Here is a 26,289-nt window from a genome sequence, read left to right as displayed (position 1 = left end):
TGAAGTCTTGGGGGGAGTTCGGATTGACACGGGGTAGTGCATAAATGGCCCTGAAGGCGCGTCTGGATCTACGCCAGTCCCAGTCACTTGTCATGACTCCCCAGCTGCAGCAGGCAATCAAGCTGCTGCAATTCAATAATATTGAGCTTTCCAATTTCATCGACAGTGAACTGATGGAAAACCCGCTGCTTGAGCGGGCCGATCCCGGTCAGACCTATGCCGAGGCCGGCGATGGCGCCGTTGGCAATGGTGATGAAGGGCTTGATAGCCGATCAAACGACAATTTTTCCGACCGCGATGACCAGTATGGCACCGACCGCCTGACATCGAGTGAAACCATGGGCAGCGATGACGGCCCGCTTGATGTATCGAGTGACGCGCTTTATGGCGGCGAGGGTGAAATCACCCGCAATGGCGAGCCGGTTTCAGGCAGCCATGATTATTCCGCTCCTTACAGTGGCGGTGGTGCTGGCGGTGTTGGTGGTGGTTCGGCGGCCGGTGGGGATGACCTGCCGGGGCTTGAGCAGACGCTGGCGGATGAAGCGACCCTGCGCCAAAGCCTTGATGATCAGCTCAATATCGCCTTTGCCGATGCCATGTCGCGCATGATCGGCAGCTACCTGATCGATATGCTCGATGAGAACGGCTATATCAGTGGCGGGCTTGAAGAAGTTTCCGACGCGCTTGAATGCAGCATCAGTGATGTTGAACGCGTCCTGAAGGTCATGCAGGGCTTTGACCCGATCGGCATCTTTGCCCGTGACCTTGCGGAATGTCTGGAATTGCAGCTGCGCGAACTGAACCGGTTTGACCCGGCGATGGCGGCGTTGCTTGCCAATCTGGAAGTGCTCGCCAAGCGCGACTTTGATCGTCTGCGCCGTGTTTGCGGGGTCGATTCGGATGATCTCCATGACATGATCGCCGAGATCAAAACCCTTGATCCGCGCCCGGGCAAGACCGCCGATGGCGAGGTCGCAACGCCCGTCATCCCCGACGTTCTGATGCGCGCAGCTGGCAATGGCAACTGGCATCTGGAACTGAATTCCGAAGCCCTACCACGTGTTCTGGTCAATGAAGATTATGTCGCGCAAATCGGGTCGGGATTGAAGGACCGCGAAGAACGCGGCTTCATGAGTGAAAAGCTGCAAAGTGCGAACTGGCTGGTCAAGGCGCTGCATCAGCGCGCCACCACCATCATGAAGGTCGCAAGCGAGATTGTTCGCCAGCAGGACGGGTTCTTTACCCATGGGGTCGGGCATCTGCGTCCGCTGATCCTGCGCGACATCGCCGAGGCGATCGGCATGCATGAAAGTACGGTGTCGCGCGTGACCAATGGTAAATTCATGTCGACCCCGCGCGGCATGTTCGAGCTGAAATACTTCTTCACCACGGCGATTTCGTCTTCGGATGGCGGTGATGCCTATTCATCCGAAGCGGTGCGCCACCGGATCAAGTCCTTGATCGACAACGAAGAACCCAAGAAGATTTTGTCGGATGACAAACTGGTTGAGCTTCTGGGCAAGGAAGGAATCGACATTGCGCGCCGAACAGTGGCAAAATACCGCGAAGCGATGCGCATTCCTTCGTCAGTTCAGCGTCGGCGCGAGAAAAAATCACGTGCTTTCTAGCACGATTTTATCGAAAAAATGTACCTTAAGGTGCTGTAATTCAAGGGAACATACCCATATCTTGACTTGGTAATGACGAGGGAATATGGTGCGCCCACCTGAGCGAGGGGCACCAGACATCGACATGTACTGGTAAGTCACTCAACCGGGGATAGGCGATCCATGCAAATTACGGTTATCGGTAAGCAACTTGACGTCGGCGAAGCATTTCGCCAGCACGTCGTCGAGACCTTGGACCCTGCAGTAGAGAAATATTTCGATCACGCGATCGAAGCCACGGTGACCGTCACCAAACAGGCACATCTCTATAACGCGCAGATATCGGTTCATGTCGGCAAAGGCATGCTGGTTCAGGCAAAAGCATCAGCGAACGAGGTTTACCCTGCGTTTGATGCGGCCTGCGACAGAGTGGCCAAACAGTTGCGGCGCTATAAACGGCGCCTGCGTGATCATCACGCAACCCGAGACCATTATGAGGAGGCTCGCCTGGAAGCGATCCATTATGTGATCGAACAGGAAGATGAAGATCATTCGGATGATAATCACACAAACGGCTACGAACCGGTGATTGTTGCCGAAACGCCCGATCGCATCGATACGCTTTCCGTCGGGGAAGCTGTCATGCGGCTCGACTTGGGGGACATTCCGGCACTGATGTTCCGGAATGGCAAACATGGCGGACTGAACGTTGTCTACCGTCGCTCGGACGGCAATATCGGATGGTTGGACCCAAACGATAGCGAAGCGAGTGGCGCGTGACAGAAACAGATTCCGAGCCAAACAACGCAACGCGAAAAATGGACATTTCATCGATTCTTACTCCGTCCGGAGTTATCCCGGCACTGCGTTCCGGCGCAAAGAAAGCAGTGCTTGAGGAACTTGCCGAAAAGTCCGCCGAAGTTACCGGTCGCCCTGCGAGCGAGATTTTCTCTGTCCTGCTTGACCGTGAAAAGCTTGGCAGCACCGGTGTTGGTGGCGGTGTCGCGATTCCGCATGGCAAACTCAATGATCTGGACCGCCTGTATATGGTCTTTGCCCGTGCAGGCAACCCGATCGAGTTCGATGCCGTGGATGAACACCCCGTCGATCTGTTCTGCATGCTGATTGCACCCGAAGAAGCCGGTGCCGATCATCTGAAAGCACTGGCACGGATTTCCCGTCTGCTGCGCAATCAGGGTATGTGTGACAAGCTCCGCGGGGCTGGCTCAGCCGACGCGATCTATGCACTGCTGACGCAGGACGAGGCCGAACAGGCCGCGTGAAACGGGCAGTGAGTGGCGGGTAGCCCCCGTAACAGACACAAGATTTAAAAAACCGGACGCCATATGAGGCGTCCGGTTTTGTTTTGGGGATCTGGTTTTGATCGGTGGCCAGGTGTGCGGCTTGCCTGATCAGGCCTCAGCGTTCCTGGCATCATCGGCCTCCTTGACGTTGGTCAGGCGACCGGCAAGGACAACAAGATACAGAACCGGAATGCCGATCACAGCCGTGCCGATAAAGAACCAGCTATAGCCGACGCCATCGACCACTGTTCCCGAAAACCCGGCAAGGATTTTGGGAAACAGGGTCATGATCGAACTGAAGATCGCGTACTGCATGGCGGTAAACGATATATTCGTCAGCCCGGACAGATAGGCGATGAAGGAGGCCGTTGCCAGACCGCCCGACAGGTTGTCGGCCATGATGACAACAACAAACATCGTCGTATCGGGGCCAAGCTGCGCCATGAAGGCAAACAGAATATTTGTGATTGCCGAGAGCAGGGCGCCGAGGAACAGAATCTTCACCACGCCATAACGCACCGAAAGCACCCCGCCAAGGAAGCTTCCGCTAATGGTCATGAACAGACCGAATGTCTTGGAGACGGCGGCGATTTCTTCCTTGGAAAAGCCAAGGTCGGTATAGAACACATTGGCCATGACACCCATGACGATGTCGGCGATGCGATATATGCCGATCAGTGCCAGAATGACGATGGCAGCTTTGCCATAGCGATCAATGAAGTCTTTGACGGGTGAGATATAGGTTTCCTGAACCATGCCGGTTGGCGTCAGGCCGACGCGTGTGGTCAGCCAGGCGACACCAACAGCAACAGCAACCGAAAGTGCCAGCTTGATGCTTCCGGCAATCAAGCTTGAAAGTTCGGAGATAATGCCAGAGCCAATCAATGCTGCCTTGAGCGGGTCCGTGATGTTTCCAGCATAGACATTGGCAGAGATGAAAGTGATCACAGTGATCGCAAACATCGCGAGAAAGCGGACATAATCCGATGTCTCTTGGAAATACTTGCTGTCGAGCTTCACAGCTTTGGGTTCACTGACCAGAAGCGTGGTCATCACCCCGATACACATGGCAAGCGCCATGCAGCCATAGGCCACGGTCCAGGCGTAATGCTGGTAAACGCCTTCGGCCTCAAACAGGCCGGCAATGGTCAATGCGCCAGCCCCGGCAATGATCATGCCGATACGATAGCCGCCAATATAGGCCGAGCTCATCATCGCCTGCAGGTCGGTATCGGCCGCCTCGATGCGATAGGCATCAATAACGATGTCCTGTGTGGCAGAGGCAAAACCAAGCGCCACGGCGGCAAAGGCCATCATAGTCAGATTTTCGGCCGGATCGGTCAGGCCCATCCATAGAATGGCACCAATGATTGCGATCTGAGCGATGATCAGCCAGGAGCGTCTGCGGCCCATCAGGCTGTGCAGGACCGGGAAGGGCAAACGGTCAATCAGTGGCGCCCAGACGAACTTGAAGGAATAACCAAGGGCCGCCCAGCTGAAATAGGTCACGGTGGAGCGATCCACACCGGCTTCGCGCAGCCAGATCGATAGGGTCGAGAAAATCAGAAGGATCGGAATGCCGGCCGAAAGGCCGAGAAACAGCATCGTAATGACGCGCGGATGGATAAAGGCGCTAAAGGCCGCCCCCCAGCTTCGCTTTTCCATGCTGCTCATTGATTTCCCCCAGCGTTAAATACGATGCCAAGAAGCTAGGCCAAACAGGTTAATGAAAGCCGAAACTGCGCCGGGGGCAGATGGATCTACAGGCAAGAAAAAAGGCCGATCCATCGGACCGGCCTTTTTGAATTTGGCATCGCAAGGAAGGCTTAGCCTTCTTTCTTGCGGCTTTCGCGCTTACGCACGTTCGGATCAAGGTGCAGTTTACGGATACGCACGCTTTCCGGGGTCACTTCGACCAGTTCGTCATCCTGAATGTAGGACAGGGCTTCTTCGAGCGACATACGGCGCGGCGGGGTCAGCAGGATGGCATCATCCTTGCCCGATGCACGGACGTTGGTCAGCTTTTTGCCCTTAAGGACGTTGATCTCAAGATCGTTGTCACGGTTATGTTCGCCAACGATCATGCCCTGATAGACACGCTCGCCCGGCTCGATGAACATGATGCCGCGATCTTCAAGGTTAAACAGCGCATAAGCAACCGCATCGCCCTGATCGTTGGAAATCAGCGCACCGTTACGACGACCCGCGATGGAGCCCTTGACCGGACCATAGGAATGGAACACGCGGTTCATCACGCCGGTACCGCGGGTATCGGTCAGGAATTCACCGTGATACCCGATCAGGCCACGCGACGGTGCGAGGAAGATGATACGGGTCTTGCCGCCACCAGAAGAACGCATGTCGGTCATTTCAGCCTTACGCAGGCTCATTTTCTCGACCACGACGCCGGAATATTCTTCGTCGACATCGACCTGGACTTCTTCGAACGGCTCGGACAGGACACCGTCGATTTCCTGGAAGAGAACGCGCGGACGCGAGATCGACAGCTCGAAGCCTTCACGGCGCATGGTTTCAACCAGAACGCCCAGCTGAAGTTCACCACGACCGGCAACTTCAAACGCATCCTTGTCGGCGGTTTCACCGATCTTGATCGCGATGTTGCCTTCGGCTTCGCGTTCGAGACGGGCACGGATCATACGCGAGGTAACCTTGTCACCTTCCTGCCCGGCCAGCGGCGAGTTGTTAACCGAGAAGGTCATCGCCAGGGTCGGCGGATCGATCGGCTGGCTTTCGATTGCGGTGGAAACGTCGGTTGCGCAGATGGTGTCTGCCACGGTTGCCTCGGTTAGGCCGGCAATCGCGATGATGTCACCGGCAACAGCTTCGTCCTGCGGAACACGTTCCAGACCGCGGAAGCCCATCAGTTTGGACAGACGGCCGGTTTCAACCGTGCCATCGCCGCGCAGAACTTTCACCGGCATGTTGAGTTTTGCACGGCCCTGATACACACGACCGGTCAGAATACGGCCGAGGAAGTTATCGGCATGCAGCATGGTGGCAAGCATGGCGAATGGGGCGTTTTCATCAACGTCCGGTGCCGGAACATGGTTCAGAACCAGTTCCATCAGTGGGGTCAGGTTGTCTTTCGGGCCTTCCGGGCTTTCAGCCGCCCAGCCATCACGACCGGATGCATAGAGAACCGGGAAGTCGAGCTGTTCGTCAGATGCTTCGAGCGATACGAATAGATCGAAAATCTCGTCGAGAACTTCTTCGGCGCGCTGGTCAGGGCGGTCAATCTTGTTGATGACAACAATCGGCTTCAGACCGAGTTTCAGCGCCTTGCCCAGAACGAATTTGGTCTGTGGCATCGGGCCTTCGGCCGAATCCACCAGCAGGACAACGCCTTCAACCATGGACAGGATACGCTCGACCTCACCGCCGAAATCGGCGTGGCCCGGGGTATCAACGATGTTCACACGGGTTTCGCCCCACTGAACAGCCGTCGGTTTTGCGACGATGGTAATGCCACGTTCACGTTCCAGGTCGTTGCTGTCCATGGCGCGTTCGTCAACGCGCTGGTTGTCACGATAGACACCGGACTGACGGAACATGGAATCGACCAGCGTGGTTTTGCCATGGTCAACGTGGGCGATGATGGCGATATTGCGCAAGCTCATGGGCGCGGACTCCAGAAATAAAAATGCCGCGCGCCGGGAAACGCCCATGCGCATCGGTCAGTAAGTAAGTGTTTCAAGGCCAGTAGATATTCAGCAACAGGGTTTAAGGCTGCCACACGCCGGTGCCACCGGCGGGAACCCCACATCAACGCATGTGCTGAATGTTTACTGGCCCGGATCGTAATCGTGCAGATACGCCCGAAGGCCGCCCTGTCATAGCCAATGTGAAGGCGAAAGGCCAGCGTTGTAAGCGCCATGTCGGGTTGATTATTCTGCAATGCGGGCTGTTTGCGCCAAACTCTGGACAAAGTCAATGCTTGTGTTGCGCTGCAGCGCTTTGCAAACCCGGCCTTTGCGGACGAAAAAACGGGACGGCCCCGAATTGTTGCCGTCCCGTGAAATCTTTTGGATTGGTCATGCTTTATATAAAGGCATGATCAGATCGCCTTTGCGATCAGGTCCTTAAGATCCGCATCCGGGCGTGCACCCATATGCGAAATCACTTCGGCCGCACAGATCGCACCGAGCTGACCACAAACCTCAAGGGTGTGACCCTGGGTGTAACCATACAGGAAGCCTGACGCGAACAGATCGCCGGCACCGGTGGTATCGACGACTTTCGAAACAGGCTCGGCACTGATTTCATAAAGTTCGTCCTGGCTGACGATGACCGCCCCCTTTTCGCTGCGGGTCAGGGCCGCGACACGGCAATGCTTGCGGACTTCGGCCAGTGCTTCTTCAAAGGTCTCGACCTCATAAAGCGACTTGATCTCGTCTTCGTTGGCAAACAGTACGTCGATATGATCGTCGACCAGTTCGCGGAAGGATTCACGGTGACGATCAACGCAGAAGGAATCGGACAGGCTGATCGAAACCTGACGACCGGCGTCATGGGCGACCTTGGCGGCCTTAACAAACGCGTCCTTGGCTTCCGGGCGATCCCACAGATAGCCTTCCATGTAGGTGATTTTGGCGGATTTGATCAGGTCTTCGTCAATGTCTTCCGGGCCAAGTTCGGCACAGGCACCAAGGAAGGTGTTCATGGTTCGATGACCATCCGGGGTGACAAAGATCAGGCAACGCGCGGTCGGCGAGCCTTCGGTCGCAGCCGCAGAATCAAAGGCGACACCAATCGCGCGGATATCGTGACGGAAAACCTGACCCAGCTGATCATCACGGACCTTGCCGATATAAGCGCCCTTGCCGCCAAGGGCTGCGATGCCAGCCATGGTGTTACCCGCCGAGCCGCCCGACATTTCAAGACCCGGGCCCATCTGCGCGTAAAGTGCGTCTGCGCGATCGGCATCAATCAGGGTCATGGCGTTTTTAACAAGGTCGAGGCGCTCAAGGTCTTCTTCCTTGCAGTGGGCAAGAACATCAACAATCGCATTGCCGATCCCGACGACGTCAAATTTGGTGTCGTTCATATGTAGTCTCTTCCTGCTTTTGGTTTGAACGGCACCGTGACGGACCCGGGTTGCCGCAAGGCGTGCGACATGGCGCAAAGCCATGTTCAGATACCTTTGGTTTGGACTGTTGCGGAGTATAGGGGATGCATTGTGCGGTGCAAGCCTTGCAACTGTTTCGTCCCCGGTCGTTTAACCCAGTCTTAACCTTCAGAAAAACTACAAAAGATGTTTTTTCGGAGGGTGATCGGCAAAATTCGATCTGATGTCGGTTCAAAATCAAAACCACGGGTGGATAAAATCGTTTTTGAACTCGCCCGCTTCATCGGGGCCATCCGGAAACCCCCGGAAATCAACGGTTCGGGCTTTATTCAGCCTTTTCGCACATAGCACAGTGTTCCGGGCCCGAAAATGCGGCAAAAATGCCGAAACAAGCAAATTTACATGATTTTGACAGGCCAATTAGCTGGTTCTGCTTAGACTTGACATTCAAGACAAACCGGTTTGTCTTGAAATAGGAAATTCATAATCATGCTATTTGTTCCTGAATAGAGCATAACGATAAATGCTAATTGCTAAAAATAGCCATTTCGACGTGCCGGACTCCCATTGGTCCGGCATGACACGCATACCGCCAAAACGGGGCTGTTTGGGGCCAGATGGGGGGAGAAGCCGGGAAATCCGGGGATTACTTATCGGGGAAAAGCGGGATTGGATCGTTGTTTTCCGGTGATCGCGGGTTGTCCCCAGCGGCGGGGGCTGCAGTGCCTTCACTGGTTTTGCCGTTGGTGTCCTTGGGGACAGCATCCTGGCTGAGCCGGTCGCGCAATTCCTCAATCACGGCTTCGATCCGGGCGCGATGCAGCGGGTCTTCGCAGCGTTTGACGAACTGCTCGAACGCGCCAAGCGCCATATGGTCCTGATCAAGGCGGGCATAAAGCGCACCAAGCTGATGCCAAAGACCTTCATGCTCCGGCGCAATCAGCAAACTGTGCTCGACAACCCGGGTTGCGAGCTCCAATTCTCCGGCGCGAAGGGCACGAACCTTTATATTGTTTTGAAGTCGCAACAAAATATCGATGTCAGATGACGGCTTGTAGTGTTGCGGCGCCAACTCGGCATCCAGGCCACTGAAAGACTTCAGCAATTCACGCAGTTCGGCGGGGCCCAGACTGATCGCGCCATGGAACGGATCGATCATTTTGCGTTTGCCGTTGGCCTGAACCCGCAAAAGGAAGTGGCCGGGGAAATCAATTCCGGTCACCGCAATGCCACAACGTCGTGCGGCATGGATATAAAGCATCCCGAGTGCGACGGGCAGGCCACGCTTGCGCTCGATCACCTGCATCAGGTCGGCATTGGCCAGATCGTCGTAGTTTTCTGCATCGCCCTGAAAGCCGTTGCGCTCGGCAATGACGGTTTGCAAGGCGCGGACAACCTGATCAATGGTCGGTTCGGCTTCCTTGTCATCAACCGGCAGGGCCTGCTGATCCTTGCCATCGGTGGCAAGATCGGGCTGCAAGGTCAGACCGGCCAGTTCAGCACGGACCTGATCGGCAAGATCATCAAGGATGGCAAGGAACGGCGCGATGTCGCGCTTATAGAGGCCATTTGACTGGTTCAGGCGGGCAAAATGCAGCGCAGCCTCGACCACACTGGCATCTGGCTTCTTGCCCTTGCCGTAATCGACAAGCCATTGGCGATCGGCATCGGTCGGTGCTGTTATGTGACTTACGCTGCTGATGGCTCAGGTTCCTTGTCGGATGGCATCGTTTTTCAGTCGAATGTGACTGACAACCCGTTTGACATAGCTGGTGTCGCGGGCGTGCGAAATGACACGATTGCGTTCAAGCTCATCTTGGGCAATGCCCATCAGGTGGACAGTACCGTTTACGGTCTCAACGCTGTAATTGATCGCGAAAACATCGCCATCAAACATCAGTGCGGTTTTGATCTTTGTCGTGATCACCAGATCGCTCGCACTGTCGACGAGTGTCATACTGTCGCCGATTTCGATCTCGTTATGGACAGTTTTGACCCCGTCAACCTGCCAGCTTAAGCGCACGGCTTCAAGCTGATCGCTGACGGTCGGGACCTGACCGGCCAAAAGCACTTCGCCTTCAACCACTTCGATCTCGATATCGAGAAACAGTTTTTCGTCCTGTGCCAGAAACTTCTGCCAGATCTGGGCGGTAATGGCGGTATCACTGGCTGCACCATCAAACCCGCGTTCCTGAAAGGCCGCAACACCGGCAGTCGCGCCAGCCCCAATCACCACGGATGCAGGCGTGCATCCCGCAAGCGGTATCAGGCAAGTCGCGGTCAGCAAAAGTGCGTTGGCAAAGCCGTGTGGTCGATTGACCATTCTTTTTGGTGACATTTACGGATGTCTCGTCCAGTTCCCCCAGTCTCTGAACCCAATAATCGCGCGCGGGAGTTAAAGAGTTTTAAAATCTGCACCGCTTTATCAGCAAAAATGCATTTTTCTGTGCATTCGTGGCTGGGATGGCGGTCAGGCGGCCCTGATCAATGGGGTTTGCTGGCAAACAATTCCGCCCAACGCCCCGGCGACACGCCATAAGTCTGGCGGAAATGGCGGTTGAAATGGCTTTGATCGGCAAAGCCGGTTTCCGCCGCGATCCCGGCAAGCGGTTGACCAAGCGTCATCAACGCGCGTGCCTTTTGCAGGCGGCGCATCATCAAATAGCGATAGGGTGTTGTACCGAACCGGGCGCGGAAATGGCGGATCAGGCGAAAACGATCCATATCGGCAACTTTTTCAAGCTCGTCAGATTGCACCGATCGGTCATAGTTATCTTCCAGAAAGGCACGGACCTGATCCATGCTGTGGCTGGCGGTAAAGCGCGGGCGTTTTAATGGCGCCTTGGCATGCAATGACAGGCGCTGGGCAATATCGGCGACAAATTGATCATGCAAAAGCGGGTCCATATCGCGCTCAAGCTCGCCCAGGGCAGTGGCCATGATTGACCATAATACCGGGTCCTGAATAACCGGTTCACCGACAAAGGGCAGGGGATCGGCATCGTGATCGAGCCCTGATCGCAACAAGGCCGGTTCAAGATAGAGCATGCGATATTGCAAGCCGTCATCGGTCCCCGCCCCGCCGTCATGGAGCTCGTCGGGATGCAGGATGATGATATTGCCCGGATTGCTGGCGCGAAATTCCCCGCGGTAATTAAAGGTCTGAACACCTTGCAGGGTGATGCCAAGCGCATAGGTATCGTGGCGGTGCGGGGTAAACATGTTGCCATAAAACAGGGCTTCGATCCGCTCGATCCCCGGTGCGGTCGGGGCGGCGACGAACCATTCGCGCTTTTTGCACAAACGTTCAATACCGCGATCATCAGGCTGGTCTATTGCTTCTTTCATTACCGGATCATCTGACCGATTGGAGGAAGGAAATGTTTGATACCAAAGTTGCCCTGATTTTGCGCAATGATCTTGAAACTTGGCAATCCCTGAATGTTACGGCGTTTTTGATGAGCGGCATTGTCGCCCAGACGCCGGACATTATCGGGGAGCCGTATGTTGACGCCAACCAGAACATCTATAATCCGCTTTCCCGGCAACCGGCCATCGTTTTGGCAGCAGACGAGGACACGATTGCGAAAATCCACCAGCGTGCCTTAAATCGCGGGGTGCGGGTCTCGGCCTATATCGAGGACATGTTTGCCACCGGCCATGACGCCGCCAATCGCGATGTGTTCGCCAAGGCTGATCCGGAAAACACGAAGTTTGTCGGTATTGGCATTCACACCGACAAACGCAATGTCGATAAAATCACCAAGGGTGCAAAGATTCATCCCTGAGCTTGGGGCAGGTTTCGCAGATTATGAAACCTGCCACGCATTTTTGAGATGCTCGATCCGTCCCCAACGCCCGGCAATCATCAGATCAAGCCGCAGGTCGCCCGAATGGCCGATATTGCCCGCATAGGCTTCAAGCGCACGGGCGATACGGTTTTGTTGTCTTGGGGTGATGGCGTGAAGGGCATCTGTACGATCCGTGCGGTTTTTGACCTCGACCGCGATCAGGATATTTCCGCGGCTGGCGATGATGTCGATTTCACCGACCGGGCTTTTATGGCGGGTGGCCAGAATGCGATAGCCTTTTAGACGCAACCAAAGGGCACAAAGTGTTTCCGCCCGGCGTCCGGCCCGTTCCGCCCGCTTGCGGCTTGATGTGTTATCAGGCAAGGGGCGGGGCCGGACCATGGTCAATCCGGGTCCGATTTGGCGAGTTCAAGCGCACGGTTATAAAGATCGCGCTTCTTAAGGCCGGTTTCGCGGGCTAGGATATCGGCCGCTTCCTTGGTGCGGTGGGTTTTGATCAACGCGCTCAGGCGCGCGTCAATATCCTCGGCACTTGGTTCGGCCTCGCTGGCGTCAGCCGGGCCGACAATCACGACGATCTCACCCTTTGGCGCGCCGGCCTCATCATAATGGGCGGCAAGATCGGCAAGGGTGCCATTGCGAACTTCTTCAAACATCTTGGTCAGTTCGCGCGTCACGGCGGCTTCGCGGGTGCCGCCCAGCATTTCGGCCATATCGGCCAGGCTTGCGGCCAGGCGTTTGGGGCTTTCAAGAAAGATCAGGCTGCCCGGGATCGGGGCAAAGCGCGCCAGTTCCTTTTTGCGTGCCATCGTTTTGGGCGGCAGGAAACCGGCATAAAAGAAGTGATCACTTGGCAGGCCCGACAGGATCAGGGCCACAATCGGCGATGCCGCGCCCGGGGCGGCGGTGACGTTAAAGCCTTCTTCCTTGCAATCGCGCACCAGCTTGTAGCCCGGATCATTGATCAAGGGTGTTCCGGCATCGGAAATCAGTGCCAGTCCCTGACCCTTTGCAAGGCGGTCCATGATTTCCGGGCGCATGCGCGCGGCATTATGTTCGTGATAGGCGATTCGCTTGGTCTTCACGCCATAGCGCGACAACAATTTACCCGACGTTCTTGTGTCTTCGCACAGGATGACATCGGCGCGTTTGAGGATTTCGAGCGCTCTGAACGTAATATCGCCCAAATTTCCGATTGGAGTAGCAACAAGATAAAGACCAGCTGAAAGCGGCAAATGGCTTTCATCATGTTTACTTGCATCCTCGCCCGCATTACCCTGCGGTCGAAACGACTTATCTGGAGGTGAGAGTGGGTTGTCCGAAACGTCATCCGTCAAAGAACCGGATGCAGAAACAGGCGCTGCCTTGTGACGCGTTGTCAGATCAGGATCGGTATTCGGATCTATTTCCGGCTTGGGGCCGGATCGCGCGCCGGACGGCATCTGTGGTTGTCCTCTCTCTCGGGCTAAGCGCATGTAATGCGACCACGAGTATCACGGACCTGTTCGGATCGCAACGTGATGGGGCGCCGGTTGAAAGCGCCAATCAGCCGGCTTCGAATACCGTGGATCCCACCAGTGCCCCGGATCAGGGCCTGATTCCCGATGCCAACCCATGGCCCAGCGAAGCCGCCCTGCCAGAAGGCGAAGGGGCAGAACTTCCGATGCTTTATAACGATGAGGCCGCCGTCTTTGAAAAGCGGGTTGCCTTGTTGTTACCGCTCTCGGGTCAGCATGGCGAACTGGGTCGGGCGATGCGCCATGCAGCCGAACTCGCGATGTTTGACATTGCCGGTGATGATTTTGTCCTGATGCCGGTTGATACCGCCGGGACCTATCATGGTGGGCAGAATGCCGCACGCGAAGCGGTCGAAGCGGGTGCCAAGATGATCCTGGGGCCGCTGTTTGCCGAGTCGGTCAGTGGCGCCAGTGAAGTTGCCAAAGCCGCCAATGTGCCGGTGGTGGCGTTTTCCAATAACCGCCGGGTGGCGGAAAGTGGTGTCTGGGTCAATGGCCTGATCCCTGAAGATCAGATCGCTCGTGCGGCCGGTTATGCCACAACACAGAGGCGCTATCGTTTCGCAGCCCTTCTGCCGCAAAACGATTATGGCCGCCAGATCGAAAGTGGGCTGAACAGAGTTGTCTCGCGCGTTGGCGGGAACCTGGGCCGTGTGGCGTTTTATCAGCCGGGCTCGGAAGAACTGCAGCAGACCATTCGCGACTTCGCCAATTACGATGCACGGCGCGCGAACCTGCGCGCCCACAAGGCACAGCTTGAAGCCGATGGCAGTGCCGGATCGAAACGCGCGCTGCAGCGCTTGGAAGGCGTCGACACCTTTGGCGAGCTTGATTTTGATGCCCTGATCCTGCCCGCGACGGGTGGAGAGCTGCGTCAGGTGTCCTCGCTTCTGGCCTATTTCGATATTGATCCGTCCGTCGTGCAGTTTATCGGTACATTCGGCTGGAACGATCCTGGCCTGTTTGCCGAGCCGGCGCTTAAGGGCGGGATTTATGCCGCCCCCAATCCGGAAAACTGGGAACTGTTTGCCGCGCGCTTTGAGCGCACCTTTGGCAGTCAGCCGCCGCGCATCTCAAGCCTTGCCTATGACAGCACGGCTCTGGCGGCCCTGATGGCGCGCGATGAAAACAATATGAGCCAGCAGACCCTGACCAATCCGGGCGGGTTTGTCGGTGTGGATGGTATTTTCCGCCTGACCCCGGATGGCCAGTCCGAACGCGGCTATGCCATCATGCAAATCCAGCCAGATGGTGCCGAGGTGATCGCCCCGGCGCCGGCAAGCTTTGATCTGGTTTTCTGATCAGCAAACGCAGTAAGGGCTTAAGAAAATTCGGAACGCCTGCCAGGTCATGCCTCGGCAGGCGTTTTGTCTTTGTAATTGCACAGATCATTGACGATGCAGTCGCCACAGCGCGGCTTGCGCGCCTTGCAGATATACCGCCCATGCAAGATCAGCCAGTGATGGGCATGGGTCATGAAGCGCGGTGGGACCTTTTTCAAAAGCGCCTTTTCAACCGCCAGAACCGTTTTACCATTGGCCATGCCGGTCCGGTTGCCCAGCCGGAAAATATGGGTATCAACCGCCATGGTGTGTTCGCCCCAGGCGATGTTGCGCACCACATTGGCGGTCTTGCGCCCGACACCGGGCAGCTCTTCAAGCGCTTCCTGATCGTTGGGCACGACCCCGCCATGCTTTTCGACAAGGATTTTGGCCGCGGCCATGACGTTCTTGGCCTTGCCGCGATAAAGCCCGATGGTCTTGATGTGCTCGATCAGGGCTTCTTCACCCAGATCAAGCATGTCCTGCGGGGTTTCGACAATCTGAAACAGCTTTTTGGTCGCCTTGTTCACCCCGACATCAGTCGCCTGTGCCGATAGTGCAACCGCGACCAGAAGGGTATAGGGATTGGTGTAATCCAGCTCCCCCTTCGGTTCCGGATCGGCATCGGACAGACGCTGGAAAAACTCTTCGATGGCGGCTTTGTTCATCGGGCGGGCCATGGACTGCAATCTCTTTTTATATATCGATATTTGGGGCGGGGGTTTTTGTTGGTGGCGATCCGCTGATCCGATCTCTTTAAAGCAAACTATATAAACTGTGAGGTTTGAAAAATCGAATTTTGATTGCAGCTGCCCCGTGCCCGGGCGCACAATTGAGCATCCAGCAACAGGTAATTCACATGCCAAACGTGCCGCGCTCAGCAAAACCGATCTTTCGGGTGGATCTGTTTCCGCCGCGATCGCTGTCGCGTCGGGCTGCGCGGAATATTGTGCTGTTTCTGGCTGCCCTCACCACCACCATCGGCTTTATCTTCTGGTCGGTGGGTGCGTGGCCGGTGATCGGGTTTTTGGGGCTGGATGTAATTTTGCTGTCGCTGGCATTTTATTTCAGCTTCCGTTCAGCCCGTCAGGAAGAACGCATTGAACTGGCGCCGGGCAACCTTCGGGTAACGCGGATTTCGGTGCGCGGCGAACGCCAGGAATTTGATTTTCAGCCCTATTGGCTGCGTGTTGTTCTGGAACGGGACGAGGATGAACAAGCGACCCTTTTCTTGCGCACGCATGGCAAAAGTCTCGAAATTGCGCGTTTTCTGGGGGCAGATGAAAAAGAGGATCTGGCAATCAAGCTTGAGGCTGTTTTACGTCAAACTCGCTGTAATCCCGCCGATATTCCGATCTAGCTCCCTTGATCTGACTGTTTTGCAACCCGGTTATGAGACAATTCGAAAGCTGGGTTTTAGACCCAAAAAACCGGCTTACCTTGCCCTTTGCGCGGGTTTGCCGGGCCTGATATGCGCCTAATCGGATAAAATTTGCGGTTGGAAGGCAAAAAACAGCCAAGTTTCCCCACTTTGACCGCTTGCGACTTTGTGGCGACTTTCATATATAGGTTCGCGGGGTAACGAAGAGCCCCCAGAAAAATTACGTGTATTACAACCATTGGTCCCAGGAGGTCCTGCGCGGCGCTTCATTTCGGAGGCTGCGGGACGGACCGGCCGCTAAAAGAGGAACTTACTATGGGTAAGATTATTGGTATCGACCTTGGCACCACCAACTCGTGCGTCGCAGTCATGGACGGCAAAGAAGGCCGCGTGATTGAGAACAGCGAAGGTGCTCGTACCACCCCGTCAATGGTCGCTTTCACCGATGATGGTGAGCGCCTTGTCGGTCAGCCGGCGAAACGCCAGGCTGTCACCAACCCGGAAAACACCCTGTTTGCCATCAAGCGTCTGATCGGTCGTCGTTACGGCGATCCGGAAGTCGAAAAAGACAAGGACCTTGTCCCGTACAAAATCATCTCGGGCGAGAACGGCGACGCATGGGTTGAAGTCAATGGCGACAAAATGGCGCCGAGCCAGATCGCAGCCATGGTCCTTCAGAAAATGAAGGAAACCGCCGAAGGCCATCTTGGCGAAGAAGTCACCGAAGCCGTTATTACCGTTCCCGCATACTTCAACGATTCCCAGCGCCAGGCGACCAAAGACGCCGGCAAGATTGCTGGTCTTGAAGTCAAGCGTATCATCAACGAGCCGACCGCAGCTGCCCTTGCCTATGGCCTAGACAAGAAAGACGGCGGCACCGTGGTCGTTTATGACCTTGGTGGCGGTACCTTTGACGTGTCGGTTCTGGAAATCGGCGATGGCGTTTTCGAAGTTAAATCGACCAACGGTGATACCTTCCTTGGTGGTGAAGACTTCGACAAACAGATCATTGATTACCTTGCGGACGAGTTCAAAAAGGAACAGCAGATCGACCTGCGCAAGGACCGTCTGGCCCTGCAGCGTCTGAAAGAAGCTGCCGAGAAAGCCAAGATCGAGCTGTCCTCGTCGATGCAGACCGATGTCAACCTGCCGTTCATCACCGCAGACCAGTCGGGTCCGAAACACCTCAACATCAAGCTGTCGCGTGCGAAGCTTGAAGGTCTGGTGTCCGATCTGATCGAACGCACCATGACCCCGTGTAAAGCGGCCCTGAAAGACGCCGGTATCACCGCAGGTGAAATCGACGATGTCATTCTGGTCGGTGGTATGACCCGTATGCCGAAGGTTCAGGAACGCGTTAAAGAGTTCTTTGGCCGTGATCCGCACAAAGGCGTTAACCCGGATGAGGTTGTTGCCCTTGGTGCCGCGATTCAGGGTGGTGTCCTGCAGGGTGACGTCAAAGACGTTCTGCTGCTCGATGTGACCCCGCTGTCGCTTGGTATCGAAACGCTCGGTGGTGTCTTCACCCGCCTGATCGACCGTAACACCACGATCCCGACCCGCAAGTCGCAGACCTTTTCGACCGCTGAAGACAATCAGACGGCCGTGACCATCCGCGTCTTCCAGGGTGAACGTGAAATGGCAGCCGACAACAAGATGCTTGGCCAGTTCGATCTGGTGGGTATCCCGCCGGCACCGCGCGGTGTTCCGCAGATTGAAGTGACCTTTGACATTGATGCCAACGGTATCGTCAACGTGTCTGCCAAGGACAAGGCGACCAACAAGGAACAGCAGATCCGCATTCAGGCATCTGGTGGTCTTTCCGATGACGAGATCGAAAACATGGTCAAGGACGCGGAAAGCAATGCCGAAGCTGATAAACAGCGCAAGGCCCTTGTGGAAGCCCGCAACCAGGCAGAAGCCATCATCCACGCCACCGAAAAGAACCTTTCGGAGCATGGTGACAAGGTTGACGACGCGACCAAGTCGGAAATCGAAAACGCCCTGTCGGCTTTGAAAGAAGCCAAGGACGGTGAAGATGCCGAAGCCATCACCACCAAGCTGAACGAACTGCAGCAGGCCTCGATGAAACTTGGCGAAGCCATGTATCAGGCCCAGCAGGAAGAAGCTGGTGACGGCGAAGCACCGGAAGCCGATGCCTCTGCTCAGGCCGATGATGGTGTTGTTGACGCCGACTTCGAAGAAGTCGATGACAACAAAAAAGACAAGTAAGGCGACCGCAGAGGTCGTCTTGAACGACGCCCTGTAAAGAAGAATCGGGCCGTTCCGGACGCAAGAATTTGCTGGAACGGCCCGACCGTATTTCGGAGTTACAGATGGCGAAAGAAGATTATTACGAGCTGTTGGGTGTCAGCAAAGATGCCAGCGCAGCCGAGCTGAAAAGCGCCTATCGCAAGCAAGCGATGAAATGTCACCCGGATAAAAACCCGGGCGATACCGAAGCTGAAGTCAAATTCAAACAGGTCAACGAAGCCTACGAAATCCTGAAGGATCAGGAAAAACGTGCGGCCTATGACCGCTTTGGCCACGCTGCCTTTGAACAGGGCGGCCCCGGTGGCGGAGGCGGCTTTGGTGGCGGCTTCGGCGGCGGCGGCTTTGCCGATGTCTTTGATGAAATCTTTGGCGCCATGGGCGGCGGACGCCGCGGTGGTGGCGGATCGTCCCGCGGGGCGGACTTGCGCTATAATATGGCGATCTCGCTTGAAGAAGCATTTGAAGGCAAAAAGGCCGAGATTACTATCCCCGGGTCCGTATCGTGCGACGCCTGTGACGGAACCGGTGCCGAAGCCGGCTCACAACCGGTCAATTGCCCGACCTGTAACGGTCACGGCAAGGTCCGCGCACAGCAGGGCTTCTTCACCATTGAACGCACCTGCCCGAGCTGCCACGGCAAAGGCAAGATCGTCAAAAATCCGTGCAAATCCTGCCACGGTGTCGGTCGCGTCGAAAAGGAAAAGACCCTTCAGGTCACCATTCCGGCCGGTGTCGAAGACGGCACACGTATTCGCCTTGCCAGCGAGGGTGAGGCGGGCACCAATGGGGCTCCTCCGGGGGATCTGTATATCTTCCTGGATATTGCCCATCACCGCTTCTTCCAGCGTGAAGGCGCCAACCTGTATTGCCGGATCCCGATCCCGATGGGCAAGGCCGCCCTTGGTGGCACCATCGAGGTCCCGACGATCGAAGGTACGCGCACGCGGATCAACATCCCGGCAGGCACCCAGTCCGGTCAGCAGCTTCGCCTGCGTGGCAAGGGCATGACCATCCTGCGCAGCCAGGCACGTGGTGACATGTTTGTCGAAGTCAGCGTCGAAACCCCGGTCAATCTGACAGACCGTCAGAAGGAACTGCTTGAGGAATTTGACGAGATTTCGCGCGAAGAGGGCTCCAGCCCGGAAAGTGAAGGGTTCTTCTCCAAGATGAAAGAAATCTGGAAAGACCTGACCGACTGATCGGCCTGCCCTTTAAAGATCGATATCACAAACCCCCGGCAGCTTTGCCGGGGGTTTTGTTTTGCGCCGCCCGGGCCTTGTGTTAAAGCAAATACGAATTTGAAATTACTTACCCAAAGGATACCGGAAATGAAGATCGGGATTGTTGGATGTGCTGGCCGTATGGGGCGGATGCTGGTGAATGAAACCGCCAAGACCAAGGGTTGTGAGGTTGGTGGCGGTACCGACCTGCCCGGAAGCCCGTTCATCGGCAAGGACGTCACCCTGATCGCCGGTCTGGAAGAAAGCGGTGTTGTCGTTGGCGACGATCCCAAGGCACTGTTTGAAGCGGTTGATGCGGTGATTGATTTCACCGCTCCGGCAGCGACCATGAAACACGCGAAACTGGCCGCAGAAACGGGCACCATCCTTGTGATCGGCACCACCGGCCTTTCCAATGATCAGAAAGACGAGTTGGAGGTCGCAGGCGAAAAGGCCCCGATCATTTTTGCCCCGAATATGAGTGTCGGTGTGAACCTGGCCTTCGCGCTGGTCGAGAAGGTGGCAAGCATCCTTGATAAGGATGTGGCCGACATCGAAATCGTTGAAATGCACCACAAACACAAGGTTGATGCACCGTCGGGCACGGCGCTGGGACTGGGTGAAGCGGCGGCCAAGGGCCGTGGTGTTGATCTTGATGAAGTATCGGTGCGGTCGCGCGAAGGCCATACAGGTGCGCGTGAAGATGGCACCATCGGTTTTGCGACCCTGCGCGGTGGCGATGTGGTTGGCGATCATACGGTTGTCTTTGCCTGCGAGGGCGAGCGGATCGAGATTACCCACAAGGCATCGTCACGCGAAGTCTTTGCAAAGGGCGCGGTCCGTGCTGCGAAATGGGCCGAAGACAAGGCGCCGGGGCTTTATTCCATGCGTGAAGTACTGGGACTCTAATCGCTTAGCACAACAATACGCACCTAATATAAGAAGACCCCGCTGCAAGGATCTGCAGTGGGGTCTTTTTTGCGTTCAGAAGCCTAAGATCAGTGCGCATCCGCCCAGCTGTCGCCAATGCCGGCGTCGGCAATGAGCGGCACGGACAGGTGGGCGGCGTTTTCCATGACGTCGCGGATGGTTTTGATCGCCTTTTCGGTTTCGTCTTCCGGGGCTTCAAAGATCAATTCATCGTGGACCTGAAGCAGCATGCGGGTTTTGAGCCCGGCATCCAGCAAGGCATCGGGTACGGCGATCATCGCACGTTTGATGATATCGGCCGCACCGCCCTGAATGGGCGCGTTGATTGCGGCACGCTCGCCAAAGCTTCGACGCATGCCGTTCTTGTCATTGATGCCGCTGATATGGATATGACGGCCAAACAGGGTGCGAACAAAGCCATGCTTTTTGGCGAATTCCTTGGCCTCATCCATGTAGTCACGGATGCCTGGATAAATTTCGAAATAGGCTTCGATGAATTCCTTGGCTTCCTTCTGGGCAATGCCAAGCTGATTGGCGAGACCGAAGGCCGAAATGCCGTAAATGATGCCGAAATTGATCGCCTTGGCCTTGCGACGCACCATCGGGTCCATGCCCTCGATCGGGACGCCAAAGACCTTTGAGGCGGTCGCGGCGTGGATATCTTCGCCGTTTTTAAAGGCGTCGCGCAGCGCTTCGATCTCGGCCACGTGGGCGAGAAGACGCAGCTCAATCTGCGAATAGTCGGCAGAAATCAGCTTGTGACCCGGTTCGGCGACAAAGGCGGTACGGATTTTGCGGCCTTCCTCGCTTCGGATCGGAATGTTTTGCAGGTTCGGGTCGTTTGATGACAAACGCCCGGTATTGACGTTGGTCTGACCGTAGCTGGTGTGCACTCGCCCGGTATTGGGGTTGATGTGATGGGCCAGCGCATCGGTGTAGGTGCTTTTAAGCTTGGAAAGCTGACGCCATTTCAGAAGCTTGGCTGGTAAGTCATGACCTTGAGCGGCGAGGGCTTCAAGGACATCCGCCCCGGTCTGCCAGGCGCCGGTTTTGGTCTTTTTACCGCCCGGCAGGCTCATTTTATCAAACAGGATTTCGCCCAGCTGCTTGGGACTGCCGAGATTGAACGGTTCGCCCGCCATTTCGTGAATGGTTTCTTCAAGGGCGGCCATGCGTTTGGCGAAATCATCCGACAGGTTTTTAAGGATTTCGGCATCGACCTTGACGCCAAGGCCTTCCATTTCGGCCAGAACCGGGACCAGCGGACGATCCAGCGTTTCATGGACGCTGGCCATATGTTCCTGGGCGATCCGGGGTTTGAGCAACCGATACAGACGCAGCGTGATATCGGCATCCTCGGCCGCGTAGTCCAGTGCCTTGTCGAGCGGGACCTGATCAAAGGTGATCTGGGTCTTGCCGCTGCCACAGACCTCCTTGAAGGAAATCGGTTTGTAATCAAGGTGCAGCTCGGCCAGTTCATCCATGCCGTGCCCGTGGCTGGTGCCATCGAGCACATAGGACAGCACCATCGTGTCATCCATGGGCGCGACCTTGATGCCATGACGGGCCAGAACGATCATATCGTATTTCAGGTTCTGACCGACCTTGAGCACGCCCGGATCTTCAAGCAGCGGTTTGAGAAGCTCAATCGCGCGTTCGAGCTTGATTTGCTTGGGGGCGTCCTTGTTTTCATCGGGGTTGTCGCCGAAATCAAAACCACCCTGGGCCTCGCCGCTGACATGGCCGAGCGGGATGTAGCAGCCATTGCCGGGCTCGGTCGAAAGCGAAACGCCGACCAGCTTGGCGGTGTGGGCATCAAGCGATGTGGTTTCGGTATCCACCGCGACGGTGCCAAGGTATTCAGCCTCGGAAATCCAGTGCTTTAGACGCTCTTCATCCTGCACCAGTTCATATTCGGCCTTTTCGACCTTGATATCATTAACGCCAACACCGGCGGCCGTCGGGCTTTCAAATTCGACATCACCGCCGAATTTCGACTTTACTTTAGAAAGCAATGATTTAAAGCCGTGACTTGCCACAAAGCTTAAAAGAACTTCGGGATCAGGTTCGCGCAATTCGAAGTCACCGAGCGGTTCGACCACCGGGACATCTGTCTTGAGCGTCACCAGATCGCGCGACACGCGGGCAAGTTCGGCGTTTTCGACCAGTTTCTCGCGGCGCTTGGGTTGTTTGATTTCGCCGGCGCGCTCCAGTAGAGAGTCAAGATCACCATATTCATCAATAAGTTGGGCGGCGGTTTTAACGCCTATGCCCGGAACACCGGGCACGTTATCAACGGAGTCACCGGCAAGCGCCTGAATATCAATGACCTTGTCCGGATTGACGCCGAATTTTTCAAGCACTTCGGCCGCGCCAATGGTGCGATTCTTCATCGCATCAAACATTTGCACCCGATCGGTAACAAGCTGCATGAGGTCCTTGTCCGAAGACACGATAATTACGTCAGAACCCTCGGCCTCGGCCTGCCGGGCATAGGTCGCGATCAGATCGTCGGCCTCATAGCCTTCAAGTTCGATTGAGGGCAGGTTAAAGGCCCGTGTCGCATCGCGGATCAGGCCAAACTGCGGGACCAGTTCTTCGGGGGGCGGCGGACGGTGTGCCTTGTATTCCGGGTAAAAATCATTTCGGAACGATTTGCCCTTGGTGTCAAAAATCACCGCCATATGGTCGGGTTTGGTATCTTCGCGCAGCTTCATCAACATGGTGCAAAAGCCGTAAACCGCATTGACCGGTGTGCCATCGGGGCTCGTCATCGGCGGCAGGGCGTGGAAAGCGCGGAAAATAAAGCCGGAACCGTCAACCAGAACGACGCGACGCGGGGCTTTGTCGGCGGACGAACCGGTATTGGACGGGGCGGAATCTGTCATGCGTTTCGTGCTCTTTTATGCGTTGAAATGATTGGCCCGAAGAATGCCCGATCCGGGCCCTTAAGTCGAGTACCGCCTGCCGATTTGGGGCAAAAACCACCAAGCCTCCTGACAGAAATGCGCATGTATTTGGTGGGCAAATCAAAACAGGGATCGTTCATCGTTTCGATTTCGAAACATGAAGGGTAAGGCCCTCATTTGCCGGGTTTTTTAGCATCATTCTTCTTTGTGCTTATCAGCTTGCCCCGGGATTGCTATGGTAGCGGGTAAATTCATCCCAAGGGACGTGGGAGATCGGGTGCGTGGCCCGGAAAACAAGCAAGCCGGAATTTTTGCCAAAAGGCATCGGCGTGGAAACGGCAGGTCCGGCGCGTGAGCTTTCAGATGACATGAAGCTCGCCTCCCGGAAACGCAAACAGCAGCAAGACCGTCGCAAGGCGAACGGTTCAGGATGGCGCAGCTTTTTTCGCGTCAGCGTCTGGCTGCGCTTTATTCTGACCTTTGGCCTGTTTGGCCTGATCGTCCATGGTTTGTTTGTTGTCTTCGGGATTTACGAGCGCAATCAACGCCTTGCCAATTTTGACCACTTCATTTTGCTGATCAAACTCGTGGTGTTTGTCGCGCTGATGTATCTTTTCTATGCGATGCTGATGCATTACGGCCCGATCCGCCACAAGGTGCGCGGCATCTTCTTTCTGGCATTGGCCCCCGTGGCGGCCCTTTGCATTTTCATGATCTATGGCGGTGGGCAGATTTTTGGCAGTTTCCTACCGGTTTTGCAGTTCCTGACACTGACCGTGGGCGTGGGTGGATTTCTGCTTTATGTGCTGGGATATACCTGGCTTACCGGGCGCAAGGTTAAACGCGAGGCCGCCAAAAATGGTGATCCTGGCCTGACCAGAAACGATGCGGCAAACAAAGGCAGTAACGGCCTGCCGCCGCCGGTTCAGGGTAATCGTCGCCGCGTGCACAAGGCAGGCAATCTGCGCCTGCGCAGCACGGATGGCGGTGATGGGCCGTCAAATGGCACGCCACGTCGCAAGATCGAATTGCCTGACGTCTGAGAACACTGTTGAAACATGATTTCAACAGCTTGCAGAAAATCCGTAACGTCAAATATTAGAATTATTGGATAATCACTTGCGAAGGCGGCGGGAGTTATGACCAGTCTTTATCGCAGGTGATTATCCGGATTTTGAAAGCGAATATATACCAGTGTCTTATGATAATTTCTTCATTCAGCTTTTCACCAATGCATCGAGCAGTCGAACAACTTCACGCGAGGCGGCTTCGACCTTGCCATAAAGTTCCAGTGCGCCTTCGACATCCCCGTCGTTATAGCGTTTGACGGCCTCGATCCCGCATTCATGCACGATCTTGTGCGGACCTTCGATTTCCTTATAGGCCGCAGAGTCAGCAAGCGCCTTGCCCTCGGGGCTGTAGTACCATTTGCCCAACCGGCAGCTCATATGGCTTGCCAATTCATCGGCAAAAAGGGCCTGACGACCGGCAAGCATGTCTGCCAGACGTTTCTTCCATATAACGTGGTCAGACTTGGCAATGCGAATGGCCTTCTTGGGAATGTCAAATTCGGCCAATGCGCCAATTTGCTGACCAACCTTGGTGACGACAGAGTCCGTCGCACTAATGCTGGTTTCGATACGTTTGACGTTATCGGCGGTATCGGCAGCGATATTTGCCACACGGTCTGAAACTTCTGCTGCGACCTGTTCCTGTTGTTCGAGAATGGCGGCGATATCGCCCATGCGGTCGGTAACGTCAGAAACCATGTCGCCAATGTCGTTCATCGAGCCGACGGCATCATTCATTGAGGCATCGCCAGCCTCGACAGCCTCGGCTCCAGTGCGCATTGCTTCGACAATGCCGCCAATTTCTTCGCGCAGCATGACGATATTGTCGCGGATATCGACCGTGGCCTTGGCCGTCTGGCTTGAAAGGTTTTTCACTTCACCGGCAACCACGGCAAAGCCTTTGCCCGCTTCACCGGCGCGCGCTGCCTCAATCGTGGCATTAAGCGCAAGCAGGTTGGTTTGCGATGCAATGTTTTCGATGGTTTCAACCATCGCACCGATCTTTTCGGAAGTTTCGGCAAGCGATTCGACGCGTTTGGTCGCGTCATTAACCGCATGTGCCACCCGGCGCATGTTTTCCGCCGTGTTGGAGATGGTTTCTGCACCATCTTGCGCTGTGTTGCGCGCGCTTTGTGATTTTTCGGCGATTTCGCGGGAATTCTCGCTGATGGTTGTAATGCCGGTCGCCATTTCTTCAACAGCGGCTGCGATGGACTGGGCCTGACCATCAATGTCAGCCATTTCCTTCATCAGGGTCGAGTTAATTACAGCCACTTCGTTGATCGACATGGATAGTTCAACGTTCTGATCAAGCATCTCGTCGGCGAACTTGTTACCGGCGCTGTTTTGAATTTCGGCAAAGCGCTGCTGACACAGGGCATGTGTGAGGATTTCCTGTGACTGCAGAAATGCCGTTTGTGATGTGTTGATCGTGGCTGCTGCCTGGCCAGGTTTCCAGCGGGATCCGGCAAGAAGGATCGCCGTGACTTTTTCAAGTGCTGCGGCATAGACATTGGCGATATCACTGCCGTCGATCTCGGACTTGAAGAAAGTTTCAGCAAGGCGATCGACCGTCAGGCTTTGATTAAACTCGCTGTCATAGCCAAGAACGGACATCCAATAGGGAAGCAGTTCGTGACTGTCTTCGTTGATACCAAACCGTCCGGAAAAGTCGCTGACAATTAAAGCAAGCGCCTTTTTAACGTTGGATTTGAAGGTCAGAGGCAAAGACGCAGAAATAACTGCGACCGAGCCGGACGGCACATCGGTGCGCCCGCTTGATTTGGCAAGAGTAGACATTCTTGGCGTTCCCTGTGCATCGGTTTGAATTTGTACCGACTGATATATTGTTTTAGT

The 26,289-nt window shown here is 55.6% G+C and carries 21 protein-coding genes; 10 read left to right on the top strand and 11 right to left on the bottom strand.

What is annotated here, in order from left to right; translation table 11 throughout:
* Nucleotides 1-44: 44 nt before the first annotated feature.
* The 3 genes from rpoN (at nt 45) to ptsN (ending at nt 2,890) form a co-directional block, all read left to right on the top strand.
* Nucleotides 45-1,628 carry an RNA polymerase factor sigma-54 gene (gene rpoN, locus ACXAF0_RS01330; RefSeq protein ID WP_475342980.1) on the top strand — a complete coding sequence of 528 codons (1,584 nt, stop codon included), beginning with the start codon at nt 45-47 and terminating at the stop codon, nt 1,626-1,628.
* 162 nt (nt 1,629-1,790) lie between these two features.
* Complete coding sequence (gene hpf / locus ACXAF0_RS01325) at nt 1,791-2,387, top strand: ribosome hibernation-promoting factor, HPF/YfiA family (protein ID WP_475342979.1); 597 nt, start codon at nt 1,791-1,793, stop codon at nt 2,385-2,387.
* A 38-nt stretch (nt 2,388-2,425) separates the two neighbouring features.
* Nucleotides 2,426-2,890, top strand: coding sequence for a PTS IIA-like nitrogen regulatory protein PtsN (gene ptsN, locus ACXAF0_RS01320; protein WP_475342978.1), 465 nt, complete (start codon nt 2,426-2,428; stop codon nt 2,888-2,890).
* 129 nt (nt 2,891-3,019) lie between these two features.
* On the opposite strand, the gene ACXAF0_RS01315 is transcribed toward ptsN, so the two are convergent.
* From ACXAF0_RS01315 to ACXAF0_RS01290, 6 genes are all read right to left on the bottom strand, one after another.
* Entirely contained in the window at nt 3,020-4,585 is a 1,566-nt protein-coding gene (locus tag ACXAF0_RS01315) for an AmpG family muropeptide MFS transporter (protein ID WP_475342977.1), read from the bottom strand.
* Nucleotides 4,586-4,737: 152 nt separating this feature from the next.
* Nucleotides 4,738-6,549 (bottom strand): translational GTPase TypA, encoded by a 1,812-nt coding sequence (gene typA, locus ACXAF0_RS01310; protein ID WP_475342976.1) that lies wholly within the window; start codon nt 6,547-6,549, stop codon nt 4,738-4,740.
* A gap of 437 nt (nt 6,550-6,986) precedes the next feature.
* Nucleotides 6,987-7,976 (bottom strand): adenosine kinase, encoded by a 990-nt coding sequence (locus ACXAF0_RS01305; RefSeq protein ID WP_475342975.1) that lies wholly within the window; start codon nt 7,974-7,976, stop codon nt 6,987-6,989.
* A gap of 667 nt (nt 7,977-8,643) precedes the next feature.
* The gene (locus ACXAF0_RS01300) at nt 8,644-9,609 is read right to left on the bottom strand and encodes a SirB1 family protein (protein WP_475342974.1); all 966 of its coding nucleotides are present in this window, start codon (nt 9,607-9,609) and stop codon (nt 8,644-8,646) included.
* 93 nt (nt 9,610-9,702) lie between these two features.
* Nucleotides 9,703-10,335, bottom strand: coding sequence for a BON domain-containing protein (locus ACXAF0_RS01295; RefSeq protein ID WP_475342973.1), 633 nt, complete (start codon nt 10,333-10,335; stop codon nt 9,703-9,705).
* Nucleotides 10,336-10,481: 146 nt separating this feature from the next.
* Nucleotides 10,482-11,345: an AraC family transcriptional regulator gene (locus tag ACXAF0_RS01290; protein WP_475342972.1), complete on the bottom strand. Its 864-nt coding sequence runs from the start codon at nt 11,343-11,345 to the stop codon at nt 10,482-10,484.
* Between the two features lie 32 nt (nt 11,346-11,377).
* On the opposite strand from ACXAF0_RS01290, the gene ACXAF0_RS01285 reads away from it, so the two are divergent.
* Entirely contained in the window at nt 11,378-11,785 is a 408-nt protein-coding gene (locus ACXAF0_RS01285) for a DUF2000 family protein (protein WP_475342971.1), read from the top strand.
* Between the two features lie 21 nt (nt 11,786-11,806).
* Here the strand turns inward: ACXAF0_RS01285 and ACXAF0_RS01280 are convergent, their stop codons facing one another.
* Together ACXAF0_RS01280 and rsmI are read right to left on the bottom strand one after the other, a co-directional pair.
* Complete coding sequence (locus ACXAF0_RS01280; protein WP_475342970.1) at nt 11,807-12,190, bottom strand: YraN family protein; 384 nt, start codon at nt 12,188-12,190, stop codon at nt 11,807-11,809.
* A gap of 2 nt (nt 12,191-12,192) precedes the next feature.
* Nucleotides 12,193-13,251: a 16S rRNA (cytidine(1402)-2'-O)-methyltransferase gene (gene rsmI, locus ACXAF0_RS01275; protein ID WP_475342969.1), complete on the bottom strand. Its 1,059-nt coding sequence runs from the start codon at nt 13,249-13,251 to the stop codon at nt 12,193-12,195.
* A 2-nt stretch (nt 13,252-13,253) separates the two neighbouring features.
* Here rsmI and ACXAF0_RS01270 point away from each other — a divergent pair, with 2 nt between their 5' ends.
* Nucleotides 13,254-14,627 (top strand): penicillin-binding protein activator, encoded by a 1,374-nt coding sequence (locus ACXAF0_RS01270; protein WP_475342968.1) that lies wholly within the window; start codon nt 13,254-13,256, stop codon nt 14,625-14,627.
* Nucleotides 14,628-14,674: 47 nt separating this feature from the next.
* On the opposite strand, the gene nth is transcribed toward ACXAF0_RS01270, so the two are convergent.
* A complete protein-coding gene (nth, locus tag ACXAF0_RS01265) occupies nt 14,675-15,316 on the bottom strand; it encodes an endonuclease III (RefSeq protein WP_475346209.1) in 642 nt (213 codons plus the stop codon).
* A gap of 191 nt (nt 15,317-15,507) precedes the next feature.
* Between nth and ACXAF0_RS01260 the strand changes: the two genes are divergently transcribed.
* The 4 genes from ACXAF0_RS01260 (at nt 15,508) to dapB (ending at nt 20,432) form a co-directional block, all read left to right on the top strand.
* On the top strand, nt 15,508-16,008 hold the full coding sequence (locus ACXAF0_RS01260; protein ID WP_475342967.1) for a DUF2244 domain-containing protein: 501 nt from the start codon (nt 15,508-15,510) through the stop codon (nt 16,006-16,008).
* Nucleotides 16,009-16,344: 336 nt separating this feature from the next.
* A complete protein-coding gene (gene dnaK, locus ACXAF0_RS01255; protein ID WP_475342966.1) occupies nt 16,345-18,261 on the top strand; it encodes a molecular chaperone DnaK in 1,917 nt (638 codons plus the stop codon).
* Nucleotides 18,262-18,365: 104 nt separating this feature from the next.
* The gene (gene dnaJ / locus ACXAF0_RS01250; RefSeq protein WP_475342965.1) at nt 18,366-19,502 is read left to right on the top strand and encodes a molecular chaperone DnaJ; all 1,137 of its coding nucleotides are present in this window, start codon (nt 18,366-18,368) and stop codon (nt 19,500-19,502) included.
* A 129-nt stretch (nt 19,503-19,631) separates the two neighbouring features.
* The gene (gene dapB / locus ACXAF0_RS01245) at nt 19,632-20,432 is read left to right on the top strand and encodes a 4-hydroxy-tetrahydrodipicolinate reductase (RefSeq protein ID WP_475342964.1); all 801 of its coding nucleotides are present in this window, start codon (nt 19,632-19,634) and stop codon (nt 20,430-20,432) included.
* 89 nt (nt 20,433-20,521) lie between these two features.
* Here the strand turns inward: dapB and polA are convergent, their stop codons facing one another.
* Nucleotides 20,522-23,341 (bottom strand): DNA polymerase I, encoded by a 2,820-nt coding sequence (gene polA, locus ACXAF0_RS01240; protein WP_475342963.1) that lies wholly within the window; start codon nt 23,339-23,341, stop codon nt 20,522-20,524.
* A gap of 302 nt (nt 23,342-23,643) precedes the next feature.
* Here polA and ACXAF0_RS01235 point away from each other — a divergent pair, with 302 nt between their 5' ends.
* Complete coding sequence (locus tag ACXAF0_RS01235; protein ID WP_475342962.1) at nt 23,644-24,405, top strand: hypothetical protein; 762 nt, start codon at nt 23,644-23,646, stop codon at nt 24,403-24,405.
* 174 nt (nt 24,406-24,579) lie between these two features.
* Here the strand turns inward: ACXAF0_RS01235 and ACXAF0_RS01230 are convergent, their stop codons facing one another.
* Entirely contained in the window at nt 24,580-26,232 is a 1,653-nt protein-coding gene (locus ACXAF0_RS01230) for a methyl-accepting chemotaxis protein (RefSeq protein WP_475342961.1), read from the bottom strand.
* Nucleotides 26,233-26,289: the final 57 nt, after the last annotated feature.

Source organism: Thalassospira sp. ABD4_177 (assembly GCF_056160125.1).
Note: the sequence above shows the minus strand (reverse complement) of the source record. Positions and strands in the feature narration are given on the sequence as shown.

Coding starts and splice junctions, on each gene's coding strand:
- ACXAF0_RS01305 (WP_475342975.1), bottom strand. CDS start 7,976: ATGAACGACACCAAATTTGACGTCGTCGGGATCGGCAATGCGATTGTT.
- polA (WP_475342963.1), bottom strand. CDS start 23,341: ATGACAGATTCCGCCCCGTCCAATACCGGTTCGTCCGCCGACAAAGCC.
- nth (WP_475346209.1), bottom strand. CDS start 15,316: ATGAACAAAGCCGCCATCGAAGAGTTTTTCCAGCGTCTGTCCGATGCC.
- ACXAF0_RS01230 (WP_475342961.1), bottom strand. CDS start 26,232: ATGTCTACTCTTGCCAAATCAAGCGGGCGCACCGATGTGCCGTCCGGC.
- ACXAF0_RS01295 (WP_475342973.1), bottom strand. CDS start 10,335: ATGTCACCAAAAAGAATGGTCAATCGACCACACGGCTTTGCCAACGCA.
- ptsN (WP_475342978.1), top strand. CDS start 2,426: ATGGACATTTCATCGATTCTTACTCCGTCCGGAGTTATCCCGGCACTG.
- rsmI (WP_475342969.1), bottom strand. CDS start 13,251: ATGCCGTCCGGCGCGCGATCCGGCCCCAAGCCGGAAATAGATCCGAAT.
- dnaK (WP_475342966.1), top strand. CDS start 16,345: ATGGGTAAGATTATTGGTATCGACCTTGGCACCACCAACTCGTGCGTC.
- dapB (WP_475342964.1), top strand. CDS start 19,632: ATGAAGATCGGGATTGTTGGATGTGCTGGCCGTATGGGGCGGATGCTG.
- hpf (WP_475342979.1), top strand. CDS start 1,791: ATGCAAATTACGGTTATCGGTAAGCAACTTGACGTCGGCGAAGCATTT.
- dnaJ (WP_475342965.1), top strand. CDS start 18,366: ATGGCGAAAGAAGATTATTACGAGCTGTTGGGTGTCAGCAAAGATGCC.
- typA (WP_475342976.1), bottom strand. CDS start 6,549: ATGAGCTTGCGCAATATCGCCATCATCGCCCACGTTGACCATGGCAAA.
- ACXAF0_RS01280 (WP_475342970.1), bottom strand. CDS start 12,190: ATGGTCCGGCCCCGCCCCTTGCCTGATAACACATCAAGCCGCAAGCGG.
- ACXAF0_RS01260 (WP_475342967.1), top strand. CDS start 15,508: ATGCCAAACGTGCCGCGCTCAGCAAAACCGATCTTTCGGGTGGATCTG.
- rpoN (WP_475342980.1), top strand. CDS start 45: ATGGCCCTGAAGGCGCGTCTGGATCTACGCCAGTCCCAGTCACTTGTC.
- ACXAF0_RS01290 (WP_475342972.1), bottom strand. CDS start 11,345: ATGAAAGAAGCAATAGACCAGCCTGATGATCGCGGTATTGAACGTTTG.
- ACXAF0_RS01315 (WP_475342977.1), bottom strand. CDS start 4,585: ATGAGCAGCATGGAAAAGCGAAGCTGGGGGGCGGCCTTTAGCGCCTTT.
- ACXAF0_RS01285 (WP_475342971.1), top strand. CDS start 11,378: ATGTTTGATACCAAAGTTGCCCTGATTTTGCGCAATGATCTTGAAACT.